The 21,816-nt window shown below is 66.7% G+C and carries 27 protein-coding genes; 22 read left to right on the forward strand and 5 right to left on the reverse strand.

The annotated features are described in order from the left end of the window. Nucleotides 1-67: 67 nt before the first annotated feature. Complete coding sequence (locus ASE34_RS09110; RefSeq protein ID WP_053095938.1) at nucleotides 68-1,777, reverse strand: glycerol-3-phosphate dehydrogenase/oxidase; 1,710 nt, start codon at nucleotides 1,775-1,777, stop codon at nucleotides 68-70. 100 nt (nucleotides 1,778-1,877) lie between these two features. On the opposite strand from ASE34_RS09110, the gene ASE34_RS09115 reads away from it, so the two are divergent. Further along, the gene (locus tag ASE34_RS09115; protein ID WP_053099094.1) at nucleotides 1,878-2,849 is read left to right on the forward strand and encodes a sugar-binding transcriptional regulator; all 972 of its coding nucleotides are present in this window, start codon (nucleotides 1,878-1,880) and stop codon (nucleotides 2,847-2,849) included. A gap of 2 nt (nucleotides 2,850-2,851) precedes the next feature. Here the strand turns inward: ASE34_RS09115 and ASE34_RS09120 are convergent, their stop codons facing one another. Continuing rightward, nucleotides 2,852-4,003: a glutamate--cysteine ligase gene (locus ASE34_RS09120; RefSeq protein WP_053099095.1), complete on the reverse strand. Its 1,152-nt coding sequence runs from the start codon at nucleotides 4,001-4,003 to the stop codon at nucleotides 2,852-2,854. 209 nt (nucleotides 4,004-4,212) lie between these two features. Between ASE34_RS09120 and rpsP the strand changes: the two genes are divergently transcribed. From rpsP to trmD, 4 genes are read left to right on the forward strand one after another with little or no spacing between them, the layout of a single operon-like run. Continuing rightward, nucleotides 4,213-4,647, forward strand: a complete 435-nt coding sequence (rpsP, locus tag ASE34_RS09125; RefSeq protein ID WP_053095939.1) for a 30S ribosomal protein S16 — start codon at nucleotides 4,213-4,215, stop codon at nucleotides 4,645-4,647. A 6-nt stretch (nucleotides 4,648-4,653) separates the two neighbouring features. Further along, the gene (locus ASE34_RS09130) at nucleotides 4,654-4,884 is read left to right on the forward strand and encodes an RNA-binding protein (protein ID WP_053095941.1); all 231 of its coding nucleotides are present in this window, start codon (nucleotides 4,654-4,656) and stop codon (nucleotides 4,882-4,884) included. Next, nucleotides 4,877-5,488 (forward strand): ribosome maturation factor RimM, encoded by a 612-nt coding sequence (gene rimM, locus ASE34_RS09135; protein WP_053095943.1) that lies wholly within the window; start codon nucleotides 4,877-4,879, stop codon nucleotides 5,486-5,488. Before ASE34_RS09130 ends, rimM begins: the two co-directional genes overlap by 8 nt. Nucleotides 5,489-5,507: 19 nt before the next feature. Then, nucleotides 5,508-6,218, forward strand: coding sequence for a tRNA (guanosine(37)-N1)-methyltransferase TrmD (gene trmD, locus ASE34_RS09140; RefSeq protein ID WP_053095944.1), 711 nt, complete (start codon nucleotides 5,508-5,510; stop codon nucleotides 6,216-6,218). Here the strand turns inward: trmD and ASE34_RS09145 are convergent. After that, a complete protein-coding gene (locus tag ASE34_RS09145) occupies nucleotides 6,215-6,787 on the reverse strand; it encodes a histidine phosphatase family protein (RefSeq protein ID WP_056279048.1) in 573 nt (190 codons plus the stop codon). The genes trmD and ASE34_RS09145 overlap by 4 nt on opposite strands. A gap of 88 nt (nucleotides 6,788-6,875) precedes the next feature. On the opposite strand from ASE34_RS09145, the gene ASE34_RS09150 reads away from it, so the two are divergent. Beyond that, nucleotides 6,876-7,613 carry a class I SAM-dependent methyltransferase gene (locus tag ASE34_RS09150; RefSeq protein ID WP_056278669.1) on the forward strand — a complete coding sequence of 246 codons (738 nt, stop codon included), beginning with the start codon at nucleotides 6,876-6,878 and terminating at the stop codon, nucleotides 7,611-7,613. Beyond that, a complete protein-coding gene (locus tag ASE34_RS09155; protein ID WP_053095948.1) occupies nucleotides 7,610-8,086 on the forward strand; it encodes a pyrimidine dimer DNA glycosylase/endonuclease V in 477 nt (158 codons plus the stop codon). Before ASE34_RS09150 ends, ASE34_RS09155 begins: the two co-directional genes overlap by 4 nt. Here the strand turns inward: ASE34_RS09155 and map are convergent. Further along, nucleotides 8,066-8,848, reverse strand: a complete 783-nt coding sequence (gene map, locus ASE34_RS09160) for a type I methionyl aminopeptidase (protein ID WP_053095949.1) — start codon at nucleotides 8,846-8,848, stop codon at nucleotides 8,066-8,068. The two genes, ASE34_RS09155 and map, sit on opposite strands and share 21 nt — an antisense overlap. 121 nt (nucleotides 8,849-8,969) lie before the next feature. Between map and ASE34_RS09165 the strand changes: the two genes are divergently transcribed. The 9 genes from ASE34_RS09165 (at nucleotide 8,970) to ASE34_RS09205 (ending at nucleotide 15,974) form a co-directional block, all read left to right on the forward strand. Then, entirely contained in the window at nucleotides 8,970-9,458 is a 489-nt protein-coding gene (locus ASE34_RS09165) for a hypothetical protein (RefSeq protein WP_056278670.1), read from the forward strand. A 179-nt stretch (nucleotides 9,459-9,637) separates the two neighbouring features. Further along, nucleotides 9,638-9,985 carry a 50S ribosomal protein L19 gene (gene rplS / locus ASE34_RS09170; protein ID WP_053099097.1) on the forward strand — a complete coding sequence of 116 codons (348 nt, stop codon included), beginning with the start codon at nucleotides 9,638-9,640 and terminating at the stop codon, nucleotides 9,983-9,985. Between the two features lie 118 nt (nucleotides 9,986-10,103). After that, nucleotides 10,104-10,838, forward strand: coding sequence for a signal peptidase I (gene lepB / locus ASE34_RS09175; RefSeq protein ID WP_053095952.1), 735 nt, complete (start codon nucleotides 10,104-10,106; stop codon nucleotides 10,836-10,838). Then, nucleotides 10,835-11,494, forward strand: a complete 660-nt coding sequence (locus ASE34_RS09180) for a ribonuclease HII (RefSeq protein WP_053095954.1) — start codon at nucleotides 10,835-10,837, stop codon at nucleotides 11,492-11,494. Before lepB ends, ASE34_RS09180 begins: the two co-directional genes overlap by 4 nt. A gap of 47 nt (nucleotides 11,495-11,541) precedes the next feature. Then, entirely contained in the window at nucleotides 11,542-11,868 is a 327-nt protein-coding gene (locus ASE34_RS09185; RefSeq protein WP_042541663.1) for a DUF2469 family protein, read from the forward strand. A gap of 101 nt (nucleotides 11,869-11,969) precedes the next feature. Continuing rightward, the gene (locus ASE34_RS09190) at nucleotides 11,970-12,332 is read left to right on the forward strand and encodes a YraN family protein (protein WP_056278671.1); all 363 of its coding nucleotides are present in this window, start codon (nucleotides 11,970-11,972) and stop codon (nucleotides 12,330-12,332) included. Continuing rightward, nucleotides 12,329-13,858 carry a YifB family Mg chelatase-like AAA ATPase gene (locus tag ASE34_RS09195; RefSeq protein ID WP_082586578.1) on the forward strand — a complete coding sequence of 510 codons (1,530 nt, stop codon included), beginning with the start codon at nucleotides 12,329-12,331 and terminating at the stop codon, nucleotides 13,856-13,858. Before ASE34_RS09190 ends, ASE34_RS09195 begins: the two co-directional genes overlap by 4 nt. After that, a complete protein-coding gene (gene dprA / locus ASE34_RS09200; RefSeq protein WP_056278672.1) occupies nucleotides 13,855-15,036 on the forward strand; it encodes a DNA-processing protein DprA in 1,182 nt (393 codons plus the stop codon). Before ASE34_RS09195 ends, dprA begins: the two co-directional genes overlap by 4 nt. 35 nt (nucleotides 15,037-15,071) lie before the next feature. Further along, complete coding sequence (locus tag ASE34_RS09205) at nucleotides 15,072-15,974, forward strand: tyrosine-type recombinase/integrase (protein WP_056278673.1); 903 nt, start codon at nucleotides 15,072-15,074, stop codon at nucleotides 15,972-15,974. Between the two features lie 16 nt (nucleotides 15,975-15,990). Here ASE34_RS09205 and ASE34_RS09210 read toward each other — a convergent pair whose 3' ends face one another. Beyond that, complete coding sequence (locus tag ASE34_RS09210) at nucleotides 15,991-16,518, reverse strand: murein hydrolase activator EnvC family protein (protein WP_056278674.1); 528 nt, start codon at nucleotides 16,516-16,518, stop codon at nucleotides 15,991-15,993. Nucleotides 16,519-16,822: 304 nt separating this feature from the next. Between ASE34_RS09210 and rpsB the strand changes: the two genes are divergently transcribed. The 6 genes from rpsB (at nucleotide 16,823) to ASE34_RS09240 (ending at nucleotide 21,796) form a co-directional block, all read left to right on the forward strand. After that, complete coding sequence (rpsB, locus tag ASE34_RS09215; RefSeq protein WP_053095994.1) at nucleotides 16,823-17,767, forward strand: 30S ribosomal protein S2; 945 nt, start codon at nucleotides 16,823-16,825, stop codon at nucleotides 17,765-17,767. 44 nt (nucleotides 17,768-17,811) lie between these two features. After that, entirely contained in the window at nucleotides 17,812-18,639 is an 828-nt protein-coding gene (tsf, locus tag ASE34_RS09220) for a translation elongation factor Ts (protein ID WP_053095995.1), read from the forward strand. Between the two features lie 90 nt (nucleotides 18,640-18,729). Continuing rightward, nucleotides 18,730-19,446, forward strand: coding sequence for a UMP kinase (gene pyrH / locus ASE34_RS09225; protein ID WP_056278675.1), 717 nt, complete (start codon nucleotides 18,730-18,732; stop codon nucleotides 19,444-19,446). A gap of 66 nt (nucleotides 19,447-19,512) precedes the next feature. Further along, complete coding sequence (gene frr, locus ASE34_RS09230) at nucleotides 19,513-20,067, forward strand: ribosome recycling factor (RefSeq protein ID WP_053095997.1); 555 nt, start codon at nucleotides 19,513-19,515, stop codon at nucleotides 20,065-20,067. Between the two features lie 5 nt (nucleotides 20,068-20,072). Then, on the forward strand, nucleotides 20,073-21,212 hold the full coding sequence (locus ASE34_RS09235) for a phosphatidate cytidylyltransferase (protein ID WP_056278676.1): 1,140 nt from the start codon (nucleotides 20,073-20,075) through the stop codon (nucleotides 21,210-21,212). Beyond that, nucleotides 21,212-21,796, forward strand: coding sequence for a DivIVA domain-containing protein (locus ASE34_RS09240; protein ID WP_056278677.1), 585 nt, complete (start codon nucleotides 21,212-21,214; stop codon nucleotides 21,794-21,796). The genes ASE34_RS09235 and ASE34_RS09240 overlap by 1 nt, the downstream gene beginning before the upstream one ends. The last annotated feature ends 20 nt before the right edge of the window (nucleotides 21,797-21,816 follow it).

Genomic DNA, 21,816 nt, shown 5'->3' on the forward strand with positions numbered 1-21,816 from the left:
CAGGGCCCCTTAGCCCTGGCACTTGTTGGGAATTACACCGCGTGGAGGGCGGTGTTCGGATGTCTCGTCAGCCGCGTGCGCGTGACGAGATCTGGAGTCCATGGCGTTCGTTCAGCAGCGCCCGCGTCTGCTCGAGTTCGGCATCGTGCCGTGCGCGATCCCAGTCGAGCAGAGGAGACAGCGCGTCTGCAAGCTCTTCGAGCACATCCGCGTCGGCGTTGCCGGTGAAAGCGATGCTGGTGCGGCGCAGAACGACGTCCTGCAGTCGCGCGACCATCTCGTTCTCGACCATCCATGCCAGCTCGCGCGTCGAGAGGTCGCCTCCGACCAGAGGCGCGTCGTCTCCCTGCTCGATGAACTCCCAGACCTGCGCGGCGCGGGTTCCGTATCGGGCGAGAAGACGCTCGGCGCGATCGCCGGCTCCGGGCAGGTTCTCCTGGATCCAGATGCGACGTGCCTTCTCGGTGCGCGGGAAGTCACGGCCTCCGCCGATGGCGCGTCCGGCGGTGGACACGGTGCGGGTGCGACCGATCAGACCGAGCACCACATCGGAGAGCGATTCGCCGAGGGCTCGGAAGGTGGTCCACTTGCCTCCGACGAGACTCACGAGAGGGGCGGCACCCTTCTCGTCGACTTCGATGCGATAGTCGCGAGAGACGAATCCCGGCGCGGTGTCCTCGTGCCGGGGGAGCGGACGGATCCCCGAGAAGTTGAAGACGATCTGCTCGCGGGTCACGTCGATCGTCGGGAAGACGTGGTGGATGAGGTCGAAGAAGTAGTCGATCTCCTCCTCGGTGCACACCGGGACCTCGCGGGGGTCTGCATCGATGTCGGTCGTTCCCACGAGAACGCGACCCTTGAGCGGGTAGATCAGGACGATGCGACCGTCGGAGTGCTCGAAGAAGATCTCGCGTCCGCGCGTCGCCTCGAGGAGCTCGGGGTGGTCGAGGACGATGTGGGATCCCTTGGTGCCGCCCATGAAACGCGTGTCGTTGCCCAGCGCGTCGTTGGTGAGATCGGTCCACGGACCGGATGCGTTCACGACGACATCGGCGGTGACGGTGAACTCGGTCCCGCTCTCACGATCGCGGAGGACGACCTTCTCGCCGTCCCGCGCGATCGCCTCGACGTAGTTCAGTGCGACGGCGCCGGGGTGTGCGGCGCGTCCGTCCTGCAGGACGTCGAGCGCGAGGCGCTCCGGGTCGTGCATAGACGCGTCGTAGTAGGTGGCCGTGTACTTGATGTTCGGGTCGAGCGAGGGGAGCTCGGCGAGCGAGCGCTTGCGGCCCAGGAACCGGTGACGGGGCACCATGCCGCCGTCGCGGGAGAACGTGTCGTAGATCGTCAGTCCGACCTTGATCAGGAACGCTCCACGCTCCTGGGGCTTGCCGCTCTTGTGCGTGAGGAAGCGCAGGGGAGCGGACAGGATGCCGGAGAAGGTCGAGTAGATGGGGATCGTCGTCTCGAGCGGCTTGACGTAGTGCGGGGCGATCTTCAGCAGACCGTTGCGCTCTTCGACCGATTCGCGCACGAGTCGGAACTCGCCGTTCTCGAGATAGCGGATGCCGCCGTGGATCATGTGGCTCGACGCCGCCGACGCGCCGGAGGCGAAGTCGCCTCGCTCGACGAGCAGTACGTCGACGCCCTGCAGCGCCAGATCACGGAACGCGGAGATCCCGTTGATCCCGGCTCCGATGACAAGGACGCTCGTGCGTCCGGACTCACGGACGGCGCGGACTGCCGCGCGTTCCGGTGATGAGTGTGTCGACTCGATCATCTTCGACCCTTCTCTGTGCGTGCTCCCAGCTTCGACCTGATCGCCCACCACGCGCAAGCCCGTTGCACATATGTGCAAAGATCGACTCGAGGAGGTCGTCATGCGCCAGTCTGACGCGGGATCGCGCGATTCCAAGCTGATCGCCGCGCTCACCGCGGCACAGCTCTACTACATGCAGGACAAGACCATGGAGGTGATCGCGCAGGAGCTGAAGACCTCGCGATCATCGGTGTCGCGCCTGCTCAGCTTCGCCCGCGAGAGCGGACTCGTGGACATCCGCATCAATTCCCCTCTCGAGCGACTCGGCATGCTGGAGCAGCGCATCCGGGACAGGCATCGCCTCGTGGCCCACGTCGTACCGATCCCCGAGATCGTCAGCGAGGTCGAGAGGCTCGAGCGGGTGGCTCTGACCGCAGGGCGGCTGCTGTCGCAGTTCGTCGACTCGAACATGATCGTGGGTGTCGCGTGGGGATCCACGATCAGCGCGGTCAGCCGTGGTCTCACCCAGAAGGAGACGCACAACACGACGTTCGTGCAGTTGAACGGTGCCGGGAACACGCAGACCAGCGGGGTCGAGTACTCGAGCGACATCCTCCAGCGCTTCGGCAGCGCGTTCGGTGCGCAGGTGCAGCAGTTCCCCGTGCCCGCGTTCTTCGACGATCCCTCGACGCGCGAGGCGATGTGGCGAGAGCGGAGCACTCTGCGGGTGCTCGACCTGCAGTCGAAGATGGACATCGCCGTGTTCAGTCTCGGCTCTCCGGCCGCGGAAGTCCCCAGTCGCGTGTACGTCGGCGGCTATCTCGGTCGCGACGACTACCGGAGCCTCCGGGAGGACCATGCGATCGGCGACGTGGCCACGGTCTTCTTCCGCGCGGACGGGTCCTGGAGGGACATCCGTGTCAACGCACGGGCGACGGGTCCGGGTCTCGACCGGCTGCGGCGGGTGCCCCGACGCGTGTGCGTGGTGTCCGGTGTTCCGAAGCTCGCCAGCCTCCGCGCCGCCATCGCCGCCGACCTCATCACGGACGTGGTGCTCGATGAAGGACTCGCGCGCAGGCTCGTCGAGGACTGACCCTACGGCTCGTCGGTCGAGGATTCCGGGCCGGAGCGGAACTCTCGTATCAGATGCTGGACGACTGCACCGAGGTCGCCGCCCGTCGCGTTCGCGATCGTCAGCTGACGCTCGTAGCTCGCGCCGTCCGTGAGGATCGTCTCGATGCTGCCGAACTCACGCACGCAGCCGAGTTCGACCGCGACCGGGGCGAGCTCCTCGAGCACCTCCGCAAGATGCTCCCGCACGGGACGCTGGGTTCCGGCGGCGTCGACGATCACCCGCGCGTCCAAGCCGTAGCGCGCGGCGCGCCACTTGTTCTCCCGGTGGTACCAGGCAGGCATCTGCGCGAGGGGGAGTCCCTCGTCCATCTGACGCGAGAGATGCTCGACCAGGACCTGCACGAGCGCGGCCACCGCCGCGAGCTCCGGCAGCGTGGAGAGCCCGTCGCATGCCCGCACCTCGATCGTCCCCCACCGCGGTGCGGGCCGGATGTCCCAGCGCACTTCGGTGGCGTCCGCCATCACACCGGTGCGCACCATGTCGTCGAGGTAGGCCTCGTACTCCGACCAGTCCTGCAGCGGCCACGGGAGCCCCGCAGTGGGCAGCTGCTGGAACACCAGAGCACGGTTCGAAGCGTACCCGGTGCGCTCACCGGCCCAGAACGGACTCGAGGCGGAGAGAGCCTGCAGATGCGGGAGATAAGCGGCGAGGGCGTTGATGATCGGGATGACCTTGCGCTGATCCTCCACGCCGATGTGGACGTGGATCCCCCAGATCATCATGTTCCGACCCCACCACTGGGTGCGCTCGATCAGGGTGTGGTAGCGCGTCTTGTCGGTCACTTCCTGGTGGTACCACTGCGCGAACGGGTGACTGCCGGCTGAGAGCAGCTCGATGCCGGCCGGATCCGTCGCCGCACGAACAGCGGTGATCGCGTTGGCGATGTCGTCCACGGCATGGGCCACGGAATCGCCGATGCCGCTGGTGACCTCGATCGTGTTGGTGAGGAGCTCGCCCGTCACGGTGTGCCGTTCTTCTGCACTCTCATCCTCGAGTGCCGACAGCAGCTCGGGGGCGCGGCCGACGAGATCACCGCTCACCGGATCGGCGAGCATGATCTCCCACTCGAGACCGACGGTGGACCGGGCCGATGGCGCGAAATCGAGCTTCACGAGCACAGTCTGACACGCGCTGTCGGCGACACGGCAACCGTCGTGTCGCCGCGTTTCGCTCCTGGGCCGCGGATCTGGCAGAATAGAAGGTCGGACGACGTGCTCGACCCTCTATCCAGCACTCGTCCTCCCTATTTGAGCTTCCGCCGGGTGTGCACCCCACTCTCCAGGCGATCGGTTCGTTACCTTCCACACAATTCAGGAGAATCGTGGCTGTCAAGATTCGTCTCAAGCGCCTGGGCAAGATCCGTGCGCCGTACTACCGCATCGTCGTCGCCGACTCGAAGACCAAGCGCGATGGTCGCGTGATCGAGGAGATCGGCAAGTACCACCCCACCGAGGAGCCCTCGTTCATCGAGATCGACTCCGACCGTGCGCAGTACTGGCTCTCCGTCGGCGCTCAGCCGACCGAGCAGGTCGCTGCTCTGCTCAAGATCACGGGCGACTGGGGCAAGTTCAAGGGCGACAAGGACGCGAAGTCCACGCTGAAGGTCAAGGAGCCCAAGGTTCCGTTCGAGATCGACGCGTCCAAGAAGTCCGTCGTCAAGCCCAAGGCCGAGAAGAAGGTGGAGGCCCCCGCTGAGGAGGCTCCCGCCAAGGCCGACGCGGAGGCCGCAGAGGCTCCCGCCGCCGACGCAGAGTAATTCGTCGTGCTCGCCGCCGCGCTCGAACACATCGTCAAGGGGATCGTCGATCACCCTGAAGATGTCCGCATCAACGCTTCCACGACGCCGAGAGGCGACCTGCTCGAGGTGCGTGTGCACCCCGACGACCGTGGTCGAGTGATCGGGCGCGGCGGCCGCACCGCAAAAGCACTGCGCACGCTCATCGCCGCTCTCGCGGATGGGCGGCGTGTCCGGGTCGACGTCGCGGATGACTGACGTGGTGTCCAAGGACCGCAACCAGGGCAAGAACCAGCTGCGGGTGGGGCGCCTCGTCAAGGCCCACGGCCTCAAGGGCGCTCTCAAGCTCGAGCTGTACACCGACAACCCGGAACGCCGATTCACTCCGGGAGCCGAGTTCACGTTGCAGGTGCCTGAGGCATCTCCGTGGCATGGCAAGACCGTCGTCGTTCGCGAATACCGCGTGATGAACGGCAACCCCGTCGTCTTCCTCAAGGATGTCGACGATCGCGAGGGCGCAGAGACTCTCGTCCGAGCCATCCTCTGGATCGATCAGGACAACGACGAGGTCGAGGACAACGCGTGGTTCGACCATCAGCTCGTGGGTCTCGACGTCGTCCGTGACGGCGTCGTCGTGGGCAAGGTGGCTCGCGTCGAGCATTTCCCTGCGCAGGATCTGCTCATCGTCAGGTCCGGCGAGCAGGACATCATGGTGCCGTTCGTCCAGGCGATCGTTCCCACGGTCGACATCAGCGCCGGGCGCGTCATCGTCACGCCGCCTGCGGGCCTCTTCGAAGAGCTCCCTGACGCGTCCGATGCGACGGAGGCGGGGGAGTCCTCCGACTCCGACGCCACTGACTGATCCCTCGTTCGGCCCGCCAGTGCGCATCGACGTCCTCTCGATCTTCCCGTCGTACTTCGACGGTCTGACGCTCTCCCTGCTCGGGAAGGCGCAGAGTACCGGCATCCTCGACCTGCGTGTCCGAGACCTCCGTGAGTGGACGTCCGATCGTCACCGCACCGTGGACGACACCCCCTACGGGGGCGGGGCGGGGATGGTGATGAAGCCGGAGCCCTGGGGGCTCGCGCTCGACGAGCTGGCATCATCTGCTCCGTCCGAAGAGGGCAGTCGGCCCACGATCATCTTCCCCTCGCCCGCAGGCGAGGTCTTCACGCAGGCCACCGCACGCGATCTCAGCACTCGCGACCACCTCATCTTCGGATGCGGTCGATACGAGGGGATCGACGAGCGGGTGTTCGAATACGCCTCATCGCTCGGCGAGGTGCGGCTCATCAGTCTCGGCGATTACGTCCTCAACGGCGGGGAAGTGGCGACGATGGCGATGATCGAGGCCATCGGTCGCCTGATCCCCGGTGTTGTGGGAAATCCGGCGAGCCTCGTCGAGGAGTCTCACGAGGACGGACTCCTCGAGTACCCGTCTTACACGAAGCCGTCGGTGTGGCGAGAGCGACCGGTGCCGGACGTGCTGCTGAGCGGCAATCACGGCGTGATCGCTTCCTGGCGGCGGGATCAGCAGATCGAACGGACGCGACGTCGGCGCCCGGATCTGCTGCCGGACGACGACCGCTAGACGATCCGTTCGATCCCCGAGTCGATCTCGAACACCACGCCCTGAGGGTGCCGCAGCGAGAGCGCGGATGCGGGGGCCAGGCCCCGGAGCTCCGCACGCAGCAGCCGACCGATCATCTCGTGACTCACCAGCAGCGGGATCCCGGACGAAGCCCACCCGCACACCGACAGTGCCCGGCGGGCACGTCCCTTCGCCTGGGCGTAGCTCTCACCTCCGGGAAATGCCCAACCATATCGGTTCTCAGCCCGGTCCTCGCGGGCGGTGGGGAATCGTTCATCGATCTCGGACCAGGTCAGGCCGGCCATCTCACCGTGATGGAGCTCGGCGAGCTCCGGTACCTCCACGAGATCTGCGCCGATCCGATCGGCGACGATGACCGCGGTCCGGAGCGCGCGGCCGAGCGGGCTGGAGCACACGGTGGTGATGCCTCGGTCGACGAGGCGCGCGGCGACGCTCTGCGCCTGAAGGATGCCGTCCTCGGTCAGAGGCGAGTCGAGTTGCCCGTGCAGCCGATGATCGAGGTTCCAGCGGGTCTGCCCGTGCCGCACCAGGAACAGGTGTTCTGGCACATGCCGATCCTCCGGAATCATGGACTCAGGATGGCATAGCCGCGTCGCCTCCGTACCCGGTGGAATCGGCGGCTGATAGCGTCGCACCATGGTCGATGAGGTGCTGGCGAAGTCGTTCGAGACGATCGGGGCGGATTACGACCGCTACCGTCCCGGATTCCCCGTGGAGGCGGTCGAGCTCATCGCACCACAGCGCATCGGGACTGCGCTGGACCTCGGCGCGGGCACCGGGAAATTCACGGAACTGCTGTCGGCCCGAGCGGAACGCGTGATCGCTGTCGAGCCTTCCGAGCAGATGCTGTCGGTTCTGCGAGCCAAGCTTCCGGATGTGGAAGGCCTCATCGGCAGTGCCGAGCGGATTCCGTTGCCGGACGGCACGGCGGATGTCGTCGCCGTCGCGCAGGCGTTCCATTGGTTCGATCGGGAGTCGGCCTGTGCGGAGATCTCGCGCATCCTCACGCCGGGCGGAACTCTCGGGCTGGTCTGGAACCACTCGGATCCGTCGAGTTCGTGGGATCGAGCAGCGCACCGTATCGCGCACCCCGCGGTCGCTGACACGGACGGAACGACCAGCACCGCCGCGGCGGAGCTCCCCGGATTCACGTTCGTGACGAGCGAATCGATCCACTGGACGGAGCAGATCAGCCGCGAGGCATACCTCCGTCGCTGGTCGACGGTGAGCACCTTCCTCGTGGCCGACGACCATGCCCGTTCGGTGATGTCGACCGCCATCGAAGCGGTGCTCGACGGGGACCCGGACACACGCGGGCGCGAACAGCTCGAGTTGCCGATCATCACCGACGTGTTCGTCTATCGGCGCGCATGAGGATCTGGTCACTGCACCCGCAGTACCTCGATCGCCAGGGTCTGGTGGCCTGCTGGCGGGAGGCGCTGCTCGCTCAAGCGGTGCTCGCCGGGCGAACCCGTGGCTACACCGGTCACCCCCAGCTGGAGCGGTTCCGTGCCTATCCCGACCCGCTCGATGCGATCGGCGCGTACCTTCGGGGCGTCGCCGTCGAGGCGGACGTGCGCAGCTATACCTTCGACCGATCGCGAATCGATCGACCGGATGCGAGAGGTGAGTCGATCCTGTCCGTGACCACCGGCCAGCTCGCGCTGGAATGGTCGCATCTCAGCGCGAAGCTCGCGGAGCGCAATCCCGACGTGCTCGGACTCTGGTCCGCGGTCTCGGTGCCCGAACCGCATCCGGCGTTCCACGTCCTCGAGGGTCCGGTCGCCGCGTGGGAACGCGCGCTGCCGCCGGCTGAGCCCCGCGGGTCAGCGAACGCCGAGGAATGACCTGTCGGTGAGGACGATCGGACCATCGGCCGTCACTGCCACGGTGTGCTCGGAATGCGCGCCCCTGGAACCGTCCACACTCCGCAGGGTCCATCCGTCGGGATCGGTCACGAGTTCGTCCGTGGTCTCGAGCAGCCACGGTTCCAGCGCGAACACCAGGCCCTCGCGCAACGGGAATCCACGTCCCGCGCGACCGTCGTTGGGGACGTGGGGGTCGCCGTGCATGATGCGTCCGACACCGTGACCGCCGAAGTCGGTATTGATCGAATACCCCTCGCCGTGTGAGATCGCGGCGATGGCGGCTGAGATGTCGCCGATCCGGTTGCCGACCACGGCCGCGTCGATGGCCGCAGCGAGAGCGCGCTCTGTCGTCTCGATGATGCGGAGGTCCTCGTCGCGGGGAGTGCCGACGACGAAGGACACCGCGGAGTCGGCCACCCATCCGTCGACGGAGACGGCGAAGTCGAGCGACACCAGGTCGCCGTCTCGCAGCGTGTAGTCGTGGGGGAGGCCGTGCAGTACAGCGTCGTTGATCGAGGTGCAGATCACCTTGCCGAAGGGACTGGCGCCGAAGGACGGGTGGTAGTCGATGTAGCAGGACTCCGCTCCGGCCTTACGGATCATGTCGTGCGCTCGGCGATCGATCGACAGCAGGTTCGTGCCGACCTTCGTCTCGTCGCGCAGGGTTGCCAGGGTCTCGGCCACGAAGCGACCGGCGGCGCGCATCTCGTCGATCTCGGCAGGGGTGCGCAGTTCGATCATCGGGTGTCCTCTCGTCCTCTCCATTCTCCCCGATCTCCGGGTGACGGGCGTCCGCCTCGAGGCCGGGTGCTCAGAGCGAACACCTGGATCATCGGCCGCACGCCGTCGTACGATTTGTGACATGTGGTTGCGTCAGGCGTTCTTCCGGTGGCTCATTCCGGCAGCGTTCCTCCTGCCGCTCTGGTTGCTCGTGGGGTGGGGCGTCTTCCAAGGCGGTTGGGCCATCCTCTGGGTCCTCTTCATCGCGGTCCCCTCCGTGTTCGTCGGCCAGCTTCTTCTCACGCTCCTGACTCGGTCTCGCCCGTCGGTGCGGGTCGAGAGGGCCGTCTCGTGGTGGGATGTCGGCGGTTTCACGCTCTGGCACGGGCTGATCATCGCTGTCGGATGCTTCATCGACGGCGCGTTCGGCTGGCTTCTCGCCGCCGCCGTCGTCGTCGGCATCGGTCTGGTCTGGCTGCAGCTCTGGCAGCTGTGGAACGAGGCGAAGGGAAGCGGAGCACGGATCCGCGAGACCATCTCGTGGTCCACCGTTCCCGGCGTCGACGAGCCCGCGCCGGAGACCCGCGTGCGAGAGGTCTTCGTCATCCGGGAGAAGGACTCGCCGGAGTGACGGAAACGCACGCGACGTTTTGGCCGTGTGCGGCATCCATGGCAGAATGAGTGTTTGTGCCGTGACCGGTTCTGCCTCAGGGGAGCCCACGGACGCTTCGGCGCCGTTCAGCACACACTTCTTCTTATTCCTACTTACAGCATGCAACCGACCTGAGGCGAGTGCAGAGAGAGACGATCATGCAGATCCTCGACGCCGTCGACGCAGCATCCCTGCGTTCAGACGTTCCCGTCTTCCACCCCGGTGACACGGTCAACGTGCACGTGAACATCACCGAGGGCACCCGCTCGCGTATCCAGGTCTTCAAGGGCGTCGTCATCGGCCGCCAGGGCGACGGCGTGCGTGAGACCTTCACCGTTCGCAAGATCAGCTTCCAGGTGGGCGTCGAGCGTACGTTCCCGGTGCACTCCCCGGTGATCGACCACATCGAGGTCGTCACCCGCGGTGACGTGCGTCGCGCAAAGCTCTACTACCTCCGTCAGCTGCGGGGCAAGAAGGCCAAGATCAAGGAGAAGCGCGACAACTGACGCGCAGGCTCTCCACAGCACCCCGGGACACGATGTCCCGGGGTGCTGTGTTCTCCCCGGGGTGTGCGACCCTTGATACTGCCGTCTCCGTGCGGTGCGAGACTGTGAAGGAAACCCCATGACGACTGACTCCGCCGCCGCGTCCGCTCGACCGACGAAGCGGCGTCGTGGGTTCCTCGTGTTCCTGCGCGACGTCCTCGTGATCGTCGTCATCGCGGCGCTCGTCTCCTTCGTCGTCAAGACCTTCATCGTCCGCTCCTTCTACATCCCGTCCGCGTCGATGGAACGAACTCTCCTGGTCAACGATCGGATCCTCGTGGACGAGCTGACGCCGCGGTGGACCGCCTACGAACGCGGCGACGTCGTGGTCTTCAAGGACCCGGGCGGGTGGCTCGACGGCCAGCCGCAGACTCCTGCGCAGCCGCCTCTCGTCGAGGCTTTCGACTGGATGCTCAACGTCGTCGGGATCTCGGCCACGGATTCGCAGGATCACCTCGTCAAGCGTGTGATCGGTCTCCCGGGTGACCACGTCGTCTGCTGCAACGCGCTCGGACAGATCACGGTCAACGGAGCGCCCATCGACGAGCTCAGCTACCTCAACCTGCCAGACGGCGACACCGCAGCGTCGAACGATCCGTTCGACGTGGTCGTGCCGGATGGGTCGCTGTGGCTCCTCGGAGACAACCGCGATCGCTCGCGCGACTCGCGGGCGCATCAGGATCTTCCGAGCGGCGGCTTCGTCCCGATCGAGAACGTCGTGGGCAAGGCGTTCTTCACCACGTGGCCCTTCGACCGTCTGGGCACGATCGACGGCCACCATGACAGCTTCAACGGCGTCCCGGATCCGGAATGACCGTCGTCGCTCCGAAGCTCACTCTGGAGCGCAGGCTGCTGAGCGAGTGCGATCTGATCATCTCCCTCGATGAGGTCGGACGCGGTGCGCTTGCCGGGCCGGTGGCGGTCGGAGCTGCCGTGATGGATGCGGCAGGGGCGCGCCGCCGCGTTCCCGAAGGGCTTCGGGATTCGAAGCTGGTCACCGAGAGGCGTCGGCCCGATGTCGCTGCGCGAGCCGCGGCATGGGTGCAGGCTTCTGGAGTCGGTTGGGCCAGCGCGGCCGAGGTCGACGAGGTGGGCATCATGCGAGCGCTCGGTCTTGCGGCGTCGCGCGCCGTGCAGAGCGTCGTCGATTCGGGAGTTCGCCTCGACGGGGCTCTGGTGCTCCTCGACGGCAACCACGACTATGTCTCGCGGGTGCATCCGGTGCCTCTACGGGTGCGACCGGTCGTCAAGGGCGACCGCGACTGCGCATCGGTCTCGGCGGCATCGGTGATCGCGAAAGTGGCGAGGGACACCTACATGGCGGAGCTCCACGAGGGTCACCCCGCGTACCAGTGGGACCGGAACAAGGGATACGCGAGCCTCGAGCATCGCGATGCGATCCGCAGCCTCGGGCTCTCTCCACACCACCGATCATCCTGGGCGATCGCGGATGTCCCGACTCTGTTCTGAGCCTGCGTGCGGCATCGACGCGTCGCCGACTCTAGGATGGAGTGATCATGGATGAGGAAGCCTTCGACGACTACGACCGCGAGCTCGAGCTGGCGCTGTTCCGCGAATACCGCGATGTCGTCGCGCAGTTCCAGTACGTTGTCGAGACGGAACGCCGGTTCTACCTCGCCAACGAGGTGAACGTCGTGCGTCGTGACACCGAGCACGACTTCTACTTCGAGATCTCGATGAGTGACGTCTGGGTGTGGGACATCTATCGTGCCGACCGCTTCGTGAAGGCTGTGCGCGTGCTGACGTTCAAGGACGTCAACGTCGAAGAGCTTCAGCGCCGCGAGTTCGAGCTGCCCCAGGAGCTGTCGCTCGACGGGGAGTGACCACTTCTGCACAGTCCGGCTTTCTGATGGGCTGTCCCCGCACTCCGTAACGTCCCCACTCCTGAAGCGCGGTCGTCGATCCCGATCGACAGGCTGTCTTCATGGCAGCGAAAGACGAGCTCGGTAGATCCGGCGAAGAACATGCGGTTCGGTATCTGACCGGCATCGGATATGTGGTCCTCGACCGCAACTGGCGATGTGCGCAGGGCGAGATCGACATCGTCGCCTGTCGCGGTCACCACCTCGCCATCGTCGAGGTCAAGACACGACGGACGATCTCCCATGGACACCCGTTCGAGGCCGTGGATTCCCGTAAGATCCGACGACTGTGGCGATTGGCTCATGCGTGGGCGGCCGACCATCCCGAACAGGCGGTCGGCCTCGTGATCCGGATCGAGGCGATCGGGATCATCGGAGCCGACCCGCAGCACAGCACTCTCGAACATCTCGTGGACGTGTCGTGAAAACGGCCCGCACGTGGGCGGTCGCGCTCACCGGGGTCGACGGGCACATGGTCGAGGTCGAAGCCGACATCTCGAACCAGACCCCCGACTTCAAGATCATCGGCCTGCCGGACAAAGCGCTCGGCGAGGCGGTTCAGCGGGTTCACAACGCCTGCAAGAACACGCAACTCGATCTTCCGCGCCGCCGCCTCACGGTCAACCTCTCGCCCGCCAGCCTCCCCAAGCAGGGAGCCGGTTTCGACCTGAGCATCGCGGTCGCCGCTCTCGCGGCAGGGGGAGCGCTGTCCACGCGGTCCATCGCGGGAACGGTGCATCTCGGCGAACTCGGACTCGACGGCCGGCTCCGTCCCGTGCCCGGGGTGCTCCCGTCCGTCTTCGCCGCTGCGCGTGCGGGGTTCGACACCGTGATCGTGCCGTGGGGCAACGAGGCGGAGGCGAGGCTGGTGCCCGGAATCGAGGTTCGCGCAGCAGCGAGTCTTTCGCAGGTCGCCGTCTGGCACGGCGCGGAGATCGACGTGCTCGATGCCGATCCGGTCGCCTCGGCGACACTCGCGCCGGAGCATCGCGAGAGGCTGGACCTCGCGGACGTCGTCGGCCAGGACGAGGCGGTCGAGGCTCTGATCGTCGCGGCAGCAGGAGGCCATCACATGCTGCTCAGCGGCCCGCCAGGCGCAGGTAAGACCATGCTCGCGCGGCGACTCCCCGGCATACTTCCGAGTCTCTCCGACGACGAGGCTCTCGAAGTGGCCTCGATCCGCTCACTCACCGGCGACGCTGTGCGAGCTCTCGACGCCACGCCGCCGATGGAGTCGCCTCACCACAGCGCCTCGGTTGCGGCGCTCGTCGGAGGCGGCACGAGGTCTGTTCGTCCTGGCGCCATCTCTCGCGCGCACCGGGGTGTGCTCTTCCTCGACGAAGCAGCGGAATTCTCGAGAGTCGCGCTCGACGCACTGCGGCAGCCGCTCGAGTCCGGCGTCATCGAGGTGAGTCGATCGGGCGTCACCGCACAGTTCCCCGCACGCTTCCAACTGGTCATGGCGCTCAATCCGTGCCCGTGCGGCAACTACGGGGTGCGCGGTGCGGAATGCACCTGCCCGTCGTTGGCGATCCGGAGATACTCGACCCGACTGTCCGGTCCGCTTCGCGACCGGGTCGATATCGAGCTGCATGTCTCGCGCGTGTCTGCTTCTCGGGCGATGATCGGCGACCGTACGGAGGTGACGAGCGAGCGAGCTCGAGCGAGAGTCATGCAGGCGCGTGAGCGGGCGGCCTCGCGGTGGCGGGGGACACCGTGGGTCCGCAACAGCGAAGTTCCGGGCGCCCGATTGAGGCAACTCGATCTGCGGATCGCCGCAGAGGCAAGGGCGCCACTGGACAGGGCTCTCGAGCGGGGAGCTCTCACTCTTCGAGGCTATGACAGGGTTCTGCGGCTGGCTTGGACCATGGCGGACCTCGCACAGGTCGACAGTCCAGGCCGGGAAGAAATAGGACGGGCACTGTTCTTGAAGAGGGGATACCTATCGTGATCGAGTCTCTCAGAGGCGATGCGGCGGTGCGGCGATCGCTGCGACAGGTGCGACTAGTCGATGACCTGGACGAGGCGCTGGCACGAGTGTCGTGGTCAGTCCTCACCGAGCCGGGGGACGGAGTCGCCGGAGCGCTCATCGCGGAGCGGGGCGCAGTGGCATCACTGGGGCTGGCGATCGGCGGAGGGGCCGTGGCGAGTTCGGAGGTCAGTGAACGGACTCTCGCCGAGGGACGAGCCAGGTGGATGGTCCGCGCGGATGCGCGCAGCGTTCTCGATGCGATCCGTGCAGCAGCCGAGGTCGGCGCTCGGCTGCTTCTGCCGGGGGACGACCTCTGGCCGAGATCTCTCGACGACCTTGGGGTGCATGCGCCGACAGTGCTCTGGGTTCGCGGAGACCCGGCGCTGCTCACGGCTCCGAGCCGAGTCGCGATCGTGGGCGCGAGGGCGGCCAGCGGTTATGGAGAGATGCTCGCCGGTGACTTCGCCGGCGAGCTCGCAGCCTCCGGCACGGTCGTCGTATCCGGCGGAGCGTACGGCATCGACGGGGCAGCTCATCGGGCCGCCCTCGGCGTGAGCGGCAAGACCGTAGCCTTCCTCGCCGGGGGAGTCGATCGCGCGTATCCCCAAGGCCATCAGCCGCTGCTGCGGAGAATCGTGGAGACCGGAGCCGTGGTGAGCGAAGTGCCCTGCGGCACCGCGCCGACGAAGTGGCGATTCCTCTCGCGCAACAGACTCATCGCCGCTATCAGCGACGCGACGGTCGTGGTGGAGGCAGGGTGGCGGAGCGGTTCACTGAACACCGCAGGACACGCGGCTGCGCTCGGACGGCCGCTCGGTGCGGTGCCTGGGCCTGTGACCTCCGCATCGTCGGCCGGCTGTCATCGGCTTCTTCGTGAATACGACGCGAGATGCGTCACGACCACCGCCGAGATACGCGAGTTGTGGGGTGACGCCGCACCCGGGACGACCGTTGGCGGAGCCACGGACCCGGATCGGTCTCGGGTGCTCGACGCCCTGAGCAGTCGCTCCGCACGACCCGTTCTCGAGCTGTCCCGAAGATCGGGGCTCGCTCCCGAGAGGATCGGCGCCCTCCTCGGGCTCCTGGAGCTGGATGGGATTGTCACGCGCGTCGAGAGCGGATGGCGGAAACGGCCGGACGGAGAGCGGCGCGGCTGACACCGCGCGGATTCGCGCTCCTGCACACTTGATCCATGCAGTTCCAGGCAGCAGCACACGCCTTCACCGAGCATCTCTCCCGAGTGCGTCGGCTGTCTTCAGCGACTGTGCGGGCCTACCGATCTGATCTCCGTGATCTCGCGGAGACCGTCGGCGATCGCGAGCTCGAAGACGTCACACTCGAGACACTGCGCGACTGGCTGTGGCGCGCGACTCAACGGGGGGACGCGCGGTCAACACTCGCGCGGCGCGCCGCGGCGGCGCGGTCCTTCTTCAGCTGGGCGCAGGAGCAGCAGCTCGTCGCACACGATCCGAGTCTCCGGCTGGTAGCCCCGAAGCGGGGGCGGACGCTGCCCGTCATCGCCTCTCAGGACGCGATGACGACTCTTCTCGAGGCGCAACGGCACGCCGCCGCCACCGGTGATCCGATCGCGCTCCGCGACCATGCGATTCTCGAGCTGCTGTACGGGGCAGGGATCCGAGTCTCCGAGCTGTGCGGACTCGATGTCGACGATCTGGACCTCGACCGGGGCACGGCGCGCGTGCTGGGGAAAGGCGCGAAAGAGAGGGTGGTGCCCTACGGTGCTCCTGCACGTGATGCCACCGGTGCCTACCTGTCTCGAGGGCGGCCCTCACTGGCAGCACGAGCTACTCGGCCGTCGCCCGCTCTGCTACTCGGCAGTCGAGGCGCGCGGATCGGACCGCGCGCGGTCTATTCGCTCGTCGCCGACGTGCTCGCACCGTTCATCGGGGCGGACACGGTCGGCCCGCATGCGCTGAGACACACTGCCGCGACCCATCTCCTGGACGGCGGCGCGGACTTGCGAGCGGTGCAGGAGATCCTCGGCCATGCGAGTCTCGGTACGACCCAGATCTACACCCACGTGTCCGCCGAACGGCTGACCGCGACGTATCGCCTCGCACACCCGCGCGCCTGAACACCCGGTCACCGATTCATGGGGTCGTGCAGCAGGGGAGCAGCACCGCCCTGGGTACGGCGCCGAAGAGGAGCAACGGGTTGATGTACGCGCCATCCATTCGCACACCGAGGTGCAGAGTGCCGGGCGCCGCGTGGCCACCGGCAGCCACGGTGCCGATCACCTGCCCCGATGAGATCGCGTCTCCCGGCGAGAGCTCGGAGGACAACGGCTCGAACGTCGACACGTAGCCACCGGGGTGCTCGATCGTGATCAGAGGCCTGTCGACGACGGTTCCGCGGAATGCGATCACCCCGTCGGCGGGAGCGCGGATCACAGCCCCCGGCGTCGTCGCGAGGTCCATCCCTCGATGGCCGGCACCGTACTCGTGCGCGGGAGCGCGATACGGCGACGCGACCGCGCGGCGCTCATCGGTCGGCCAGAGCCAGACGGGATACCTCTCACCTTCCGCGGATGACGCGTGCGCACGCGTCGGGATCGGAGCGACGAGAATCAGGGCGACCAGCAGAAGGAACGCGATGGTCGCGCGTGCGCGGGAGTTCATGAGGCAATGGTCCGTCGCTCCCGCCGGCGGAGGGACGCGTCATCGCAACCCCCGCGATCCATGTGGGGAAGACATGGCTTCGGTGCATCGTGCAGGAGGAGTGAGGCCGCCGCATCCTGTATGCTGTTGGAGCACCTCGATCTCGGGGTGACTACGCGTGCCCAGAGCGACTTCGGTCGTGGCATCCACTCCCACTGGTCCTGATCCACTCAGGCGGGTGTGCGCCGGGCACCAGGGAGTTCGGTCGTCCGATCGACTCGACAACCTCAAGGGCGCAGAATCGCGCCGGAACAAGGAGACGACCATGGCTGTGGTCACCATCCGCCAGCTGCTCGACAGCGGCGTGCACTTCGGACACCAGACCCGTCGGTGGAACCCGAAGGTCAAGCGCTTCATCCTCACGGAGCGCAGCGGCATCCACATCATCGACCTCCAGCAGTCGCTCGGCTACATCGACAAGGCCTACGACTTCGTCAAGGAGACCGTCGCGCACGGCGGCACGATCCTCTTCGTCGGCACGAAGAAGCAAGCGCAGGAGATCCTCGCGGAGCAGGCCACGCGCGTCGGCCAGCCCTACGTCAACCAGCGCTGGCTCGGTGGACTCCTCACCAACTTCCAGACCATCGCGAAGCGTCTCGCTCGCATGAAGGAGCTCGAGGAGCTCGACTACGAGAACCCGGCTGCCTCGGGCTTCACCAAGAAGGAACTCCTTCTCAAGAAGCGTGAGCTCGACAAGCTCCACAAGTCGCTCGGTGGTATTCGCAACCTCACCAAGACGCCGTCCGCTCTCTGGGTCGTCGACGCCAAGCGCGAGCACCTCGCCATCGACGAGGCCAAGAAGCTCGGCATCCCGGTGATCGGCATTCTCGACACCAACGCCGACCCGGACGACTTCCAGTACCCGATCCCCGGCAACGACGACGCCATCCGCTCCGTCTCGCTGCTCACCCGCATCATCGCGGACGCAGCGGCAGAGGGCCTGCAGCAGAAGCACAACCCCGAGACGGGCGACGCTGAGCCGCTCGCCGACTGGGAGAAGGAGCTCCTCGAGGCTCCCGTCCAGGAGTCGGCTGACGCCGCAGAGGTCGATGACGCCGCAGCTGACGAAGCTGCCACCGTCGAGACCCCCGCTGCCGACGAGACCGCTGCTGACGAGGCCGGCGCCGAGGCGCACGACGAGGCCATCGCTGCCGCTTCCGGCGAGGAGACCGCTGAGGTCGCCGCCGCCGAGGCAGCAGACGCCAAGTAATTCCGCGACCACCACACACATCACGAAGCAAGGAGCCACCACACATGGCCAACTTCACCATCGCCGACCTCAAGGCGCTGCGTGAGCAGCTCGGAACGGGAATGGTCGACACCAAGAAGGCGCTCGAGGAGGCCGACGGAGACGTCGAGAAGGCCACCGAGATCCTGCGTCTCAAGGGTGCCAAGGGCAACGCGAAGCGTGCCGACCGTTCGACCAGCGAGGGCCTCATCGTCGCTCGCGAGCAGGACGGCGCAGTGACGCTGATCGAGCTCGCCTGCGAGACGGACTTCGTCGCGAAGAACGAGCGCTTCATCGCACTGGCCGACAAGGTCGCCGACGCTGTCGCGGCCGTCAAGGCCGACTCGGTCGAGGCCGGACTCGCCGCCCAGGCAGGCGACAAGAGCGTCGAGCAGGTCATCTCGGAAGAGGCTGCGATCATCGGCGAGAAGGTCGAACTTCGTCGCGTTCGCACGATCACCGGCGACAACGTCGAGGTCTACCTGCACCGCACGAGCAAGGACCTCCCGCCGCAGATCGGCGTCGTCGTCGCCTACACGGGTGACAACGCCGAGACCGCTCGCAGCATCGCGCAGCACATCTCGTTCGCGAACCCGTCGTACCTGTCCCGCGAGGACGTCCCGGCTGACGCCGTGGAGAAGGAGCGCGAGATCGTCACCGAGATCTCTCGCAACGAGGGCAAGCCGGAAGCGGCTCTGCCCAAGATCGTCGAGGGCCGTGTCTCCGCGTTCATCAAGCAGGTCGCACTGCTCGAGCAGGACTACGCGAAGGACAACAAGCTCTCCGTCGCCCAGGTGGCGAAGGACGCCGGTATCACCGTGACGGACTTCGCGCGCTTCAAGGTCGGCGCGTAACACCGTCGAAGGGGTTCGGATCACATGATCCGAACCCCTTCTTCATGCCCAGAAGGCACTATCTTGAATCGGGACGAGAGGAACACCCCCATGACCGAAGGCAACGGACGCCGTCGCGTTCTCCTGAAGCTCTCCGGTGAGGCGTTCGGCGCCGGACAGCTCGGCGTCAACCCCGACGTCGTCAGCCAGATCGCCCGTGACATCGCCGCGGCCGTCGACCGCGTAGAGATCGCGATCGTCGTCGGCGGCGGCAACTTCTTCCGCGGAGCGGAACTCAGCCAGCGCGGAATGGACCGGGGGCGAGCCGACTACATGGGCATGCTCGGCACGGTGATGAACGCCCTCGCGCTGCAGGACTTCCTCGAGCAGGCCGGAGCGCCGACCCGCGTGCAGTCCGCGATCTCGATGACGCAGGTCGCCGAGCCGTACATCCCGCTGCGGGCCGAGCGGCACATGGAGAAGGGCCGCGTCGTCATCTTCGGCGCCGGAGCGGGCCTCCCGTACTTCTCCACCGACACGGTCGCCGCGCAGCGCGCGCTGGAGATCGGGGCGCAGGAGGTGCTCGTGGCCAAGAACGGCGTCGACGCCATCTACACCGCGGACCCGAACAAGCACGCCGACGCCGAGCGCATCGAGCGCGTGACCTACCGCGATGCCCTTCAGCGCGGCCTCAAGGTGGTCGACTCGACCGCGTTCAGCCTCTGCATGGACAACAACATGGACATGAGGGTGTTCGGCATGGAGCCGGCGGGCAATGTCACGCGTGCGCTCCTCGGAGAGCCGATCGGCACTCTCGTCACCGCCTGAGTCCCTGACGGTGCTCACGCGCCGCGCCAGATAGAATTTCAGAACACCCCGACGATAGGAGTCACCGTGATCGCGGATGTCCTCGCTGAAACCACCTCCCGTATGGCACGAGCGGTCGAGGCCGCCAAGGAGGACTTCTCCACGGTGCGCACGGGTCGCGCCAACCCGCAGCTCTTCCAGAAGGTGCTCGTCGACTACTACGGAACGCCGACGCCGCTCGCCCAGCTCGCCTCTCTGGCGAACCAGGAGGCGCGCACCCTCATCATCACTCCCTACGACAAGAGTGCTCTGAAGGGGATCGAGCAGGCGATCCGGGACATGCCGAACCTCGGCGCGAACCCCACGAACGACGGCAACCTCGTCCGCGTGACGATGCCCGAGCTCACGGCTGAGCGCCGCAAGGAGTACGTCAAGCTCGTCAAGACCAAGGCCGAGGACGCCAAGGTGCACGTGCGCGGCATCCGTCGCAAGGCCAAGGACGAACTCGACGGTCTCAAGAGCGAGCTCGGAGAAGACGAGATCTCTCGCGGAGAGAAGGAACTCGACGCCCTCACGCGCCAGCACGTCGACCTCATCGACGACGCACTCAAGCGCAAAGAGGCTGAGCTCCTCGAGGTGTAGGCGGCATGTCCGACGAACGCACCGATGACGGCACCGACAAGCCGCAGACGCGCCGGGAGGCGCGCGACTCGTCGACCTCGACCGGCGCCATCCCGCTGGTCGACGGCGCCTTCCCGGCGTTCGACGCGACGAGCATCCCGCCACGTCCACCTCTCCCCGCCGAGGAGCGCGCGATGACGGAGTCCCCGTTGGACACAGCTGATCACAACGCGATCAGAGAGCAGTGGCGTGCCGCACGCGACGAGTTCGGGACCCACGTCACGAATGCTCGCGGGCAGCTCGACCAGGCGAACGAGCGCATCAAGGAGCGCACAGGGCGTGACCTGATCCTCGCGACGCTGATCGGGCTGGCGTTCGGCGCCGCCCTGCTCGCCTCGCTGTTGTTCATCAAGGTCCTCTTCGTGCCGTTCGCGTTGGCAGCGGCGCTGCTCGGGGTGTACGAGCTCTCGCTGGCACTGCGCGCGTCCGGGCGGCGGATCGACGTGATCGCTCAGTTCGTGGCGGCGACGCTGCTCGTGCTGTCCGCGTTCTTCCTCGACCTGTGGTTCGTCTGGGTGATGCTGTTCTTCGCCGTCGCATTCGTGATCGTGTGGCGGTTGGTCGCCCAGATGGTCGCCAAGGACGGCAGAACCTACGGCGATGTGCTGACGGATGCCGTCATCGGAGGCTTCGTTCAGATCTACGTGCCGTTCCTCGCGGCGGTCGCCCTGATCCTGCTCAAGCAGGAGGGTGGCCAGTGGTGGGTGCTGAGCTTCATCGCCATCGCCGTCGTGGCGGACACCGGCGCGTATGCCGCCGGGCTGGCCTTCGGCCGGCATCCGATGGCCCCGCGAATCAGTCCCAAGAAGACGTGGGAAGGGTTCGGTGGAGCCGTGGTGGGTTCCATCACGGCGGGTGTCCTCCTCGCGATCTTCCTGTTGCATCTGCCGTGGTGGATCGGCGTGATCTTCGGCGTCGCCATCCTGCTGTCCGCGACCCTCGGCGACCTCGGGGAGTCCATGCTCAAGCGTGATCTCGGAATCAAGGACATGAGCTCCTGGCTGCCCGGTCACGGCGGGCTCCTCGATCGACTCGACAGCATCCTTCCGTCGACGGTGCCCGCGCTGTGCCTGTATTTCCTCTTCTCCTCCTGGGTGGTGCTGTGATGGTCTTCGACGACGTGCGAACATCGGACGGTTCGGTTCAGCCTCCGGCCGCGTTCTCTGTGACGACCGGGCGCGTGCGCGGCTATCACCGCGCAGCGGTCGACACGTTCCTCGCAGCCGCTCGGGCTGCATTCGAAGGCGACGCGGACGATCTCGGCGCAGCCGACGTACGCGTGGCGTCCTTCCCGCTCGTGAAGAACGGCTATGTCGTGGCAGAGGTCGATGCGGCGCTCGGGAGAGTGGAGGACGCGCTGGCGGCTCGCGCGCGTGACCGGGCCGTCCGGTCGCAGGGCGCGGGGGCATGGGTCGAGCAGGCACGAGACGATGCCCAGATCATCCTCGACCACCTCGCGCGTCCGAAGCGTCAGCGTTTCGCGCGCACGGGCGTCCTCACCTTCGGGTATCGCATCGACGAGGTTGACCATGTGGGCACCCGCATCGCCCGCTATCTGCGAGACGGCGAACCGCTGACGGCCGAGCAGCTGCGTTCGGCGGCGTTCCGCATGCAGCGCGGCGGGTACCGGGAAGAGCAGGTGGATGCCCTTCTCGACGCTACCGTCGATGTGATCCTGGCGGTTCGCTGAGCGTTCTGATGGCCGACTCA

The organism is Microbacterium sp. Root280D1, from assembly GCF_001428975.1.
Lineage (GTDB): Bacteria > Actinomycetota > Actinomycetes > Actinomycetales > Microbacteriaceae > Microbacterium.

Excerpts from the sequence above, each read along its gene's own strand:
- ASE34_RS09110 (WP_053095938.1), bottom strand. The coding sequence starts at position 1,777 with ATGATCGAGTCGACACACTCATCACCGGAACGCGCGGCAGTCCGCGCC.
- ASE34_RS09115 (WP_053099094.1), top strand. The coding sequence starts at position 1,878 with ATGCGCCAGTCTGACGCGGGATCGCGCGATTCCAAGCTGATCGCCGCG.
- rimM (WP_053095943.1), top strand. The coding sequence starts at position 4,877 with ATGACTGACGTGGTGTCCAAGGACCGCAACCAGGGCAAGAACCAGCTG.
- ASE34_RS09150 (WP_056278669.1), top strand. The coding sequence starts at position 6,876 with ATGGTCGATGAGGTGCTGGCGAAGTCGTTCGAGACGATCGGGGCGGAT.
- ASE34_RS09155 (WP_053095948.1), top strand. The coding sequence starts at position 7,610 with ATGAGGATCTGGTCACTGCACCCGCAGTACCTCGATCGCCAGGGTCTG.
- map (WP_053095949.1), bottom strand. The coding sequence starts at position 8,848 with ATGATCGAACTGCGCACCCCTGCCGAGATCGACGAGATGCGCGCCGCC.
- ASE34_RS09165 (WP_056278670.1), top strand. The coding sequence starts at position 8,970 with ATGTGGTTGCGTCAGGCGTTCTTCCGGTGGCTCATTCCGGCAGCGTTC.
- rplS (WP_053099097.1), top strand. The coding sequence starts at position 9,638 with ATGCAGATCCTCGACGCCGTCGACGCAGCATCCCTGCGTTCAGACGTT.
- lepB (WP_053095952.1), top strand. The coding sequence starts at position 10,104 with ATGACGACTGACTCCGCCGCCGCGTCCGCTCGACCGACGAAGCGGCGT.
- ASE34_RS09180 (WP_053095954.1), top strand. The coding sequence starts at position 10,835 with ATGACCGTCGTCGCTCCGAAGCTCACTCTGGAGCGCAGGCTGCTGAGC.
- ASE34_RS09185 (WP_042541663.1), top strand. The coding sequence starts at position 11,542 with ATGGATGAGGAAGCCTTCGACGACTACGACCGCGAGCTCGAGCTGGCG.
- ASE34_RS09190 (WP_056278671.1), top strand. The coding sequence starts at position 11,970 with ATGGCAGCGAAAGACGAGCTCGGTAGATCCGGCGAAGAACATGCGGTT.
- ASE34_RS09205 (WP_056278673.1), top strand. The coding sequence starts at position 15,072 with ATGCAGTTCCAGGCAGCAGCACACGCCTTCACCGAGCATCTCTCCCGA.
- ASE34_RS09210 (WP_056278674.1), bottom strand. The coding sequence starts at position 16,518 with ATGAACTCCCGCGCACGCGCGACCATCGCGTTCCTTCTGCTGGTCGCC.
- rpsB (WP_053095994.1), top strand. The coding sequence starts at position 16,823 with ATGGCTGTGGTCACCATCCGCCAGCTGCTCGACAGCGGCGTGCACTTC.
- tsf (WP_053095995.1), top strand. The coding sequence starts at position 17,812 with ATGGCCAACTTCACCATCGCCGACCTCAAGGCGCTGCGTGAGCAGCTC.
- pyrH (WP_056278675.1), top strand. The coding sequence starts at position 18,730 with ATGACCGAAGGCAACGGACGCCGTCGCGTTCTCCTGAAGCTCTCCGGT.
- ASE34_RS09235 (WP_056278676.1), top strand. The coding sequence starts at position 20,073 with ATGTCCGACGAACGCACCGATGACGGCACCGACAAGCCGCAGACGCGC.
- ASE34_RS09240 (WP_056278677.1), top strand. The coding sequence starts at position 21,212 with ATGGTCTTCGACGACGTGCGAACATCGGACGGTTCGGTTCAGCCTCCG.